13 protein-coding genes are annotated in these 7,319 nt (G+C 44.5%); 9 read left to right on the forward strand and 4 right to left on the reverse strand.

Annotated elements, in window-relative coordinates; translation table 11 throughout:
- Positions 1 to 618 (reverse strand): helix-turn-helix domain-containing protein, encoded by a 618-nt coding sequence (locus tag BT127_RS15160; protein ID WP_075425809.1) that lies wholly within the window; start codon positions 616 to 618, stop codon positions 1 to 3.
- Between the two features lie 13 nt (positions 619 to 631).
- Positions 632 to 1,291: a phosphatase PAP2 family protein gene (locus tag BT127_RS15165; protein WP_075425810.1), complete on the reverse strand. Its 660-nt coding sequence runs from the start codon at positions 1,289 to 1,291 to the stop codon at positions 632 to 634.
- Between the two features lie 424 nt (positions 1,292 to 1,715).
- Here BT127_RS15165 and BT127_RS15170 point away from each other — a divergent pair, with 424 nt between their 5' ends.
- The 9 genes from BT127_RS15170 to BT127_RS16595 all read left to right on the forward strand — a co-directional run bounded on the left by BT127_RS15170 (position 1,716) and on the right by BT127_RS16595 (position 6,265).
- Complete coding sequence (locus BT127_RS15170) at positions 1,716 to 2,132, forward strand: YjdF family protein (RefSeq protein ID WP_075425811.1); 417 nt, start codon at positions 1,716 to 1,718, stop codon at positions 2,130 to 2,132.
- Between the two features lie 66 nt (positions 2,133 to 2,198).
- On the forward strand, positions 2,199 to 2,888 hold the full coding sequence (locus BT127_RS15175; RefSeq protein WP_075425812.1) for a M24 family metallopeptidase: 690 nt from the start codon (positions 2,199 to 2,201) through the stop codon (positions 2,886 to 2,888).
- Positions 2,889 to 2,897: 9 nt separating this feature from the next.
- Positions 2,898 to 3,341: a GNAT family N-acetyltransferase gene (locus BT127_RS15180; protein ID WP_075425813.1), complete on the forward strand. Its 444-nt coding sequence runs from the start codon at positions 2,898 to 2,900 to the stop codon at positions 3,339 to 3,341.
- 13 nt (positions 3,342 to 3,354) lie between these two features.
- Positions 3,355 to 3,810, forward strand: coding sequence for a hypothetical protein (locus BT127_RS15185; RefSeq protein WP_024860503.1), 456 nt, complete (start codon positions 3,355 to 3,357; stop codon positions 3,808 to 3,810).
- On the forward strand, positions 3,810 to 4,490 hold the full coding sequence (locus tag BT127_RS15190) for an alpha/beta hydrolase (RefSeq protein ID WP_075425814.1): 681 nt from the start codon (positions 3,810 to 3,812) through the stop codon (positions 4,488 to 4,490). Before BT127_RS15185 ends, BT127_RS15190 begins: the two co-directional genes overlap by 1 nt.
- Positions 4,480 to 4,857, forward strand: coding sequence for a hypothetical protein (locus BT127_RS15195; RefSeq protein WP_075425815.1), 378 nt, complete (start codon positions 4,480 to 4,482; stop codon positions 4,855 to 4,857). The genes BT127_RS15190 and BT127_RS15195 overlap by 11 nt, the downstream gene beginning before the upstream one ends.
- The gene (locus tag BT127_RS15200; RefSeq protein ID WP_075425816.1) at positions 4,854 to 5,564 is read left to right on the forward strand and encodes an SDR family NAD(P)-dependent oxidoreductase; all 711 of its coding nucleotides are present in this window, start codon (positions 4,854 to 4,856) and stop codon (positions 5,562 to 5,564) included. The genes BT127_RS15195 and BT127_RS15200 overlap by 4 nt, the downstream gene beginning before the upstream one ends.
- A gap of 135 nt (positions 5,565 to 5,699) precedes the next feature.
- Entirely contained in the window at positions 5,700 to 6,080 is a 381-nt protein-coding gene (locus tag BT127_RS15205; RefSeq protein WP_075425817.1) for a CPBP family intramembrane glutamic endopeptidase, read from the forward strand.
- The gene (locus tag BT127_RS16595; protein WP_139275575.1) at positions 6,041 to 6,265 is read left to right on the forward strand and encodes a hypothetical protein; all 225 of its coding nucleotides are present in this window, start codon (positions 6,041 to 6,043) and stop codon (positions 6,263 to 6,265) included. Before BT127_RS15205 ends, BT127_RS16595 begins: the two co-directional genes overlap by 40 nt.
- A 350-nt stretch (positions 6,266 to 6,615) precedes the next feature.
- On the opposite strand, the gene BT127_RS15210 is transcribed toward BT127_RS16595, so the two are convergent.
- Both BT127_RS15210 and BT127_RS15215 read right to left on the reverse strand, forming a co-directional pair.
- A complete protein-coding gene (locus tag BT127_RS15210; RefSeq protein ID WP_075425819.1) occupies positions 6,616 to 7,137 on the reverse strand; it encodes a nitroreductase family protein in 522 nt (173 codons plus the stop codon).
- 14 nt (positions 7,138 to 7,151) lie between these two features.
- Positions 7,152 to 7,319: DUF1349 domain-containing protein (locus BT127_RS15215; protein WP_139275577.1), on the reverse strand; the 168-nt coding region annotated here is incomplete at its 5' end.

The following is a 7,319-nucleotide window of genomic DNA, read 5'->3' on the forward strand; positions in this document are numbered from 1 at the left end:
TCAGTGCTCACTTTTTGGGAGTTTGAAAAGCATTATCCCCTTTATTATCAGCAGCAGGAACGCTACTGTTGCCGCATAGGGTATTCTTGCCATAGTCAGGAACAATACCGCGATAATGCTAAGTACAAGCGATGCGCCTGTAACAGTACTTCTGCCCTTTTCAATGCTTCTGTAATTCATAAACACCTTCACTGCACCGATGATTATGAGTGCAGCAAACAGTCCCCAGCATACACAGCTTATACCGAACGATATATGCGTGTAATCAAACAGTGCAACTGCCGAGACTGTTTCTCCTACCTTTTTAGGATAAAGCGGCAGAAGAATAAGCATAATGCTCATTATATCGACTACACCTATCAGCAGGTCGATCATTTTACCAATATTTGAACGGTTCTCGTCTTTTGCCGCAGTAATGAGTTCCTCCGACGACAGAAGCTCATCTATGGTCACAGAAAAGAACTTTGATATCTCTTTCAGCGAATCAATATTCGGATATCCCTTTCCCGACTCCCACTTAGAGATAGCTGTACGGGAAACGTAGAGTTCCTTTGCAAGTTCCTCCTGAGTTAAGCCTTTTTTCTTCCTTAATTCCTGCAATTTCTCGTGAAATTCCATTTTCTTTTCTCCGTTAGTTATTTTTGTCAGTGAGGTGGACAGCATCATGATATATTAAGTACAGTCCAGAGCTCAGCAGAACAGAGCCTGCTATATCCGTCAGCCAGTGTACTCCTGCAACAGTTCGTCCCACCACCATAAACGCCGTGAATAAGACCGTAAACGCATAAATACCGTATCTGACTTTAGTATTCCTTATCCTTCGATGCACCTGAAAAGCTAACGTAGGCATTACGCTCATAACAAGAAGCGTTGTTGAAGACGGGTAAGAAGCCTCCATACGTCCTTCTATAAGTATCGGTCGGTAGTTTATAGGTATCATCTCAAATATGAGATAACCGAATATCACAAGGATATAGTAAATACCAAGCAGGATAATATCCTTATCAACTTTAAGAAGACTTCTCCGCTTTATGAGCTGAACCAGACCGACAACTCCGAATATCATACAGATAAAGATCGGCACAAGTCCAAGCCAGTCGGTGACAGTATACACCCACATATGAACGCCTGTCATTTTATGGAACCACACGTTCAGACCTGCAAACCCGATGTCCGTTCCGTTCTGTCCCACTGCCTGAACATCAACTGTCTGTATCAGTACAGTCCAGACTGCAAACAGTATCAGCATAATCGTGCCTGTGATAAGTGTGTTCTTTTCATTCTTTTTCATAATTCCGTGTTCCTTTCAGATGATTGCCTTTCGACTGATCTCATGGTAACACGGGGACTGAAAAAAGTAAAGAACCGCATCGTCACAGCAGTGACACGAATCGTAACATATGCGATATTACGCCATTTACAGCGTATCTCCTGAATCTGCCGTCATGTAATTCTGATACTATGTTTATGCTTATTTTTATTATAACCGAAAGGTGAGATTCCGTCAACACATAGTCTTGACCAAAACATGCTAATGTGTTATGATATATATAGCACAGCAGTGCGATCAGATGACAAAGATAAAAACGCAACGTGTACTTTCGGGTATGCCAGAGCCGGTAGGTAGCCCGGCCGTCCTGTGAATACAGGGTAAGTAACCTGCCCCTCCGGGTTGTCCGTTCTTTGTCCATAGCAATTTTTTAGGAGGGAAAGATATGGACAAAACGAACGGTATGCTGACGGTATTTTTCGATGAGCCTTTCTGGGTGGGAGTTTTTGAACGCTCTGAAAAGGGTAAACTCTCAGCGGCTAAGGTCTCATTCGGAGCAGAGCCCAAGGAGAGCGAAGTCTGGGATTATGTGCTAAGGCATTACTACAAGTTGAAGTTCAGTCCTGCTGTTAAGGTGAAAACAAAGCAGACTGCTGACAACCCAAAACGGCGGCAACGCAATGCACGAAAGCAGCTCAGTACCGCAGGTATCGGCACTAAGTCTCAGCAGGCGCTAAAGCTTATGCAGGAGCAAATGAAGACCGAACGCAAGCAGATCAAAAAAGAGCAGCGTGAAGCCGAAAAGCATCGTCAGTTTGAGCTTAAACAGCAAAAGCGCAGGAAAAAGCACAAAGGTCATTGACAGCTTCCTGCTTTGAAAGAAGCGTATGAATTGGGCGATTCGATGTATTAAAATTGGAGTAGAGAAATGAAATACGCAGAAGTACAGAAAATAGCAAAAGATACGATAGAATTCATAAAAACTAAGATAACCGCAGGAATGAAACTCACGGATATCAGACAACTTTGCGAAGATAAAATGCTCGAATTAGGAGCTGATTCGTTCTGGTATTGGGACATAGGAGCTTTTGTATTTGCAGGAGATGAAACAACGGTTTCTGTTTCGGGCAGAGAATACGTTACTTCCGACAGAATTATAGCTTTAGATGATATCATAACAATAGACCTCAGCCCTCAGAACAATAACATCTGGGGCGACTATGCCCGTACTTTAATAATCGAAGACGGAAGTGTAGTTGATGATATAAACAATATCCGCAATGATGAATGGCGTGCAGGTCTGCTTATGGAGGAAGAGCTGCACAAAGAGCTCATAGCCTTTGCGACACCGCAAACTACATTTGAGGAGCTCTATTACCATATCAATAAGCTTATCACAGACCGTGGTTTTATAAATCTTGATTTTCTCGGCAACCTCGGACATTCTATCGTAAAGGATAAGAATGATCGTATATACACTGAGAAAGGCAACAAAGCTCTTCTTTCATCAGTGGACTATTTTACATTTGAGCCGCATATAAGCGTTCCAAACTCGAAATACGGATATAAGAAGGAAAACATCTATTACTTCAAGTCAGGCAAACTGATTGAATTATAGGAGAATAATATGATACTCAAAGCACAAGTAAATGACCTGCAAGAGATATTACAGCTTCAATATCTTGCATATCAGAGTGAAGCAGACCTGTTCGGGAATCGTGATATTCCTCCGCTGAAACAGACTATCGATGAAGTTGTTGAGGAATGGAGCAGCGGCACTATACTGAAGATGGTAGATGATAATAATGCTATTATCGGCTCAGTACGTGCAAGAGAAAGCGACGGAACAGTTTATATCGGCAAGCTGATGGTACACCCTGACCACCGCCATAAAGGCTATGGAACAAGGCTTCTGTCCGAGATAGAAAAATGCTTTCCCGATAAGCGGTATGAGCTTTTCACAAGTACCCGCAGTCTTGATAATATCCGCCTTTATCAGAAGCTGGGCTATTCTATATTCGCACGAAAAGCCGTAAATGATGAACTCGAATTTGTGTACATGGAAAAATGAAAGGAGCACAGCAATGGTGCTGAGCGACAAAATTGATGCTCTCATGGATAAGAAAGCATACCTGATAGACATATTCCCGAAAACGGTTCCGCAGAAGGCGGATAACCGCTATTTTGCCGTTGAGAAATTCTTTCAGCAGAACAGGTCTGAGTTTGAGCTAAAGCTGACCTCTATAATACTGAAGCTCTATTGCTACTATAATCTCACTGTCGTTATAGATGGCAATATTACTGAAAATCCACAGGTAGAGGAGCTGACTGTACTGCTAAAGAAGTGCTTCAGCGGAGAGTTCGGATATATCAACATAGTTCTGGCTGAGTGCGAGGCTATGCTATCGCTTAACTATGGGGACTTGTATATGACTGCATACAATGTCAGCGGAGAATTAAAGGAGCTTCTTGCACAGCTTGTCAATGCTGAGGGACTTTTCTTTTACGAAGCTCCACTCGACAACTTTGGAGAAGAATAATGCAAACAATTGAGATTAGCGGCAGGACCTGCCATATCATAATAAACGGAGCCGACCTTCCCACGATTTGTTGGGGTGAGATGAAGAATAGCTCCGAGACTATCGAAAAAGTCCTTACGTTGTGCGAGGACGTGATGTGCAACTATATCGTTTACGAGGTCGAGGACTGGAACGCAGACTTCTCGCCGTGGGAGTTCACGCTCAACAAGAAGATGTCCTTCTCGGGCGGCGGACACATAATGCTGAACTGGCTTCTGAACGAGTGCGTTCACTACTGCGAGAAAGAGTACGGTCTGTCGGGAGAGCGTATCCTTTGCGGATACTCCCTTGCAGGACTTTTCAGCATGTGGGCGTTCTATGAAAGTCAGGCATTCAGCGGAGTTATAAGCTGTTCTGGCTCGCTGTGGTTCGGGGACTGGATAAGCTACGCCGAGAGCCATACCGCTCCGCAGAACAGCTCCGTTTATCTCAGTCTCGGCGACCGTGAGGAAAAGTCTCGCGATCGTGTTATGGCGACTGTGGGAGACTGCACTCGTAGACAGTTTGAGCTTGTGGGCAGCGATAAAAATGTGTCCCGTCATATTCTTGAATTGAACGACGGCGGACACTTCAACGAGCCTGAGAAGCGTATAGCTAAAGGTATAAGGTGGATAGTTAGAGGTGTTGATAATGGATTTTGAATACTATAATCCAAGCGATGAAAGCAGGAGCTGTGTTGTTAGAACAATGACAAAGCTCACAGGTAAGGAATACAGCACTGTCAAGGCAGAGCTTACTTCTCTTGCGCAGGAACTTGGATATGAAACATATAATAACGAAACTGTATTCGGGCAATATATGGCGAAACACGGCATTTATAAAATGACGGAATACGAGAATACAACTGTAGGAGAGCTTGAACTGAATGACGGTTCTTACTGTGTTTACAGTACAAATCATAAAGGCTTTTTTCACTTGATACCGATTGTGGATAATGTGATATATGATAGGCGGAACGATAGCCTTGAACTTTATGTGATAGCTGTGTATAAAAAGGAGAAAGTATGAAGGACTCATTCAAAGACAAAGTAGCCGTAGTAACAGGCGGCGCAAATGGTATTGGAAAGTGTATAGCCGAGGAGTTCCGCAAGATTGGTGCGACGGTGTGTGTTATAGACAAGGCTGACGGCGATCACTTTGTCGGTGACATCTCTGACAAGTCTGTGCTTGAAAAGTTCGCGGAGCAGGTCATAGCAGAGTATGGATACATCGACTTCCTTATCAACAACGCTCTGCCGCTGATGAAAGGCATTGATGAGTGCAGCTATGAGGAGTTTCAGTATGCATTAGCGGTCGGAGTGACTGCGCCTTTCTATTTGTCAAAGCTGTTCGCGCCCTACTTCAATAAGGGCGGAAGTATAATAAACATATCGTCCTCCCGTGACCGTATGAGTCAGCCTCAGACAGAGAGCTATACTGCGGCAAAGGGCGGCATTGCTGCCCTCACTCACGCGCTTGCGGTCAGCCTTGCAGGTAAGGTGCGTGTGAACTCAATATCCCCAGGGTGGATTGATACGTCATACAAGGTTTACGAAGGTCCCGACGCCTATCAGCAGCCCTGCGGACGTGTGGGTAATCCGCTTGATATTGCCAATATGGTGCTGTTTCTCTGCTCCGACAAGACAGGCTTCATCACAGGCGAGAATATCTGCATTGACGGCGGTATGACCAAGCTGATGATATATCACGGCGACAACGGCTGGAAACTTGAATGAACACATACGATCCGCCCATACGGGCGGATATCTTATATCAATTTAAATGTAATAAATTTAAATTATTTGCTTTGGAGTTACCCTGCTCCGAGATTAGAGTGCAAAACGTTCTTTACTTTTAGGGGTGCTTCCGCAATGTTTCTGCTCCCTGTCATTGTTAGCGGTCATGCTGACTGGCTTGGGGGATTCACTTTCGGCAATGTTCTATCAAATGCATTTCTACTCATTTCATTTTCCGCTGTGCAGTCTATTGGTCTGCTCGGTGAGGAGCTTGGCTGGCGTGGATATATGAATCAGAAAATGGAGCCGCTGCTCGGTACGGTAGGTACCTGTCTGGGCGGCGGTATCGTGTGGGGAGTGTGGCATTTTCCAATGGATATTGCAGGTTATTTTGGCGGGAACGGCACGTTCTCAGAAGTGCTCGTTTCAACATTCGGCAGGCTTGCAATGCTTACCTGCTTCGGGGCATTTCTGATGTGGCTGACAAAAAAGACAAACAGCGTTTTCCTGCGGTGATTGCACATTTTATGTACAATGAAAGTCAGGGCGCTGTCATGAGTCTTTTAGCACAGGACAATATACCTGAGAATGCTTCTCTTCCATTATGGACAGATGTTGTGAGATATATTCCTATACTTATCTTAGCGGTGATATTTATGATATTACTTTTAAAAAACAAGAAAAAAGAGATTAAAACATAATAACGATACGAAGAAAGCAGCTCCCGCGAGGGAGCTGTTGTTCTGAAAATACATATTGTATCCACAAAGACCATCTGGAGTTCCTATTCAAATCGGGTGTAATGATCTTCATTGAAAAGTGAACAGATAGAGCAACTCCGCATTACTGGTGATTCAGTGGTGCGGGCAAATTTTTGTTATGGTACCATCACGGAGTTTGATGGGGCTCTGGTGAAGAAGCTGCTGGAAAGCGTCAAGGTCTGCTAGTTCTTTCTGGAGTTCCAGTTCAAGTCCGGCGTGACGATCAGTATTGAAATGTGAAAATAGAAATAACGGAAAAAGGACGGTTCAGTTGAGCCGTCCTTTCGTTATCAATATTTTTCATAGTGAACTTTGCCAAAATCAAAGTCTTTTTCAGTATAGCCACGCTTAATTTCGCCCTTGCCGCCGAGTGCGATCAGGTTCAGGACAGCATAACCGTCCGGCACACCGAGCAGTTTGCGGATTTCTTCATCAGAGGACTTGCATTTTCCCGTCCTGTTGCGGATATGCACCCAGCAAGCACCGAGGTCATACTGCTCGGCAGCAAGCAGAATGTAGGAAGAAGCGATAGCACCGTCCTCAATCCAGAACTCGCCCCTGTCGAGCTTTACCATGACTACGATAACAGCATCAGCACCGATGATCTGCGAACCGCCGAGACTTTTGCACTCGGCAAGCTCTCTTATTTTATCTCTCACGATTACGAACTCTACAGGTCTGTGACCGAACGAACAGGGAGCAGTAAGCGCCACCTTCATGATCTCATTCAGCACTTCTTCGGATATATGTTCATTTGTGTATCGCCTTACTGAACGACGTTTTGCCGCGAGGTCAAATAGTTTATTTTCCATATCTGATACCTCCATTATTCCTTATCCGGCTGCTGTCCGTCATGTGCCTTCCAAGCGCATTCGGTGATCTTCATATCGGTAAATACTGCCTTAAAGCTCGATTCTTCGGGACTGCAAGCGTAAATGCCGAACCGTATCGTGCCTTTGCCCTCCCACATATGACACACACGCATCTGCGAGAA

Source organism: Ruminococcus sp. XPD3002 (genome assembly GCA_900119535.1).
In the GTDB taxonomy this organism is placed as follows: Bacteria; Bacillota; Clostridia; order Oscillospirales; family Ruminococcaceae; genus Ruminococcus; species Ruminococcus flavefaciens_H.

What these genes read in the sequence shown, in the direction of transcription:
- BT127_RS15160 (WP_075425809.1), bottom strand. Translation starts at nt 618, where the DNA reads ATGGAATTTCACGAGAAATTGCAGGAATTAAGGAAGAAAAAAGGCTTA.
- BT127_RS15165 (WP_075425810.1), bottom strand. Translation starts at nt 1,291, where the DNA reads ATGAAAAAGAATGAAAAGAACACACTTATCACAGGCACGATTATGCTG.
- BT127_RS15170 (WP_075425811.1), top strand. Translation starts at nt 1,716, where the DNA reads ATGGACAAAACGAACGGTATGCTGACGGTATTTTTCGATGAGCCTTTC.
- BT127_RS15175 (WP_075425812.1), top strand. Translation starts at nt 2,199, where the DNA reads ATGAAATACGCAGAAGTACAGAAAATAGCAAAAGATACGATAGAATTC.
- BT127_RS15180 (WP_075425813.1), top strand. Translation starts at nt 2,898, where the DNA reads ATGATACTCAAAGCACAAGTAAATGACCTGCAAGAGATATTACAGCTT.
- BT127_RS15185 (WP_024860503.1), top strand. Translation starts at nt 3,355, where the DNA reads ATGGTGCTGAGCGACAAAATTGATGCTCTCATGGATAAGAAAGCATAC.
- BT127_RS15190 (WP_075425814.1), top strand. Translation starts at nt 3,810, where the DNA reads ATGCAAACAATTGAGATTAGCGGCAGGACCTGCCATATCATAATAAAC.
- BT127_RS15195 (WP_075425815.1), top strand. Translation starts at nt 4,480, where the DNA reads ATGGATTTTGAATACTATAATCCAAGCGATGAAAGCAGGAGCTGTGTT.
- BT127_RS15200 (WP_075425816.1), top strand. Translation starts at nt 4,854, where the DNA reads ATGAAGGACTCATTCAAAGACAAAGTAGCCGTAGTAACAGGCGGCGCA.
- BT127_RS15205 (WP_075425817.1), top strand. Translation starts at nt 5,700, where the DNA reads ATGTTTCTGCTCCCTGTCATTGTTAGCGGTCATGCTGACTGGCTTGGG.
- BT127_RS15210 (WP_075425819.1), bottom strand. Translation starts at nt 7,137, where the DNA reads ATGGAAAATAAACTATTTGACCTCGCGGCAAAACGTCGTTCAGTAAGG.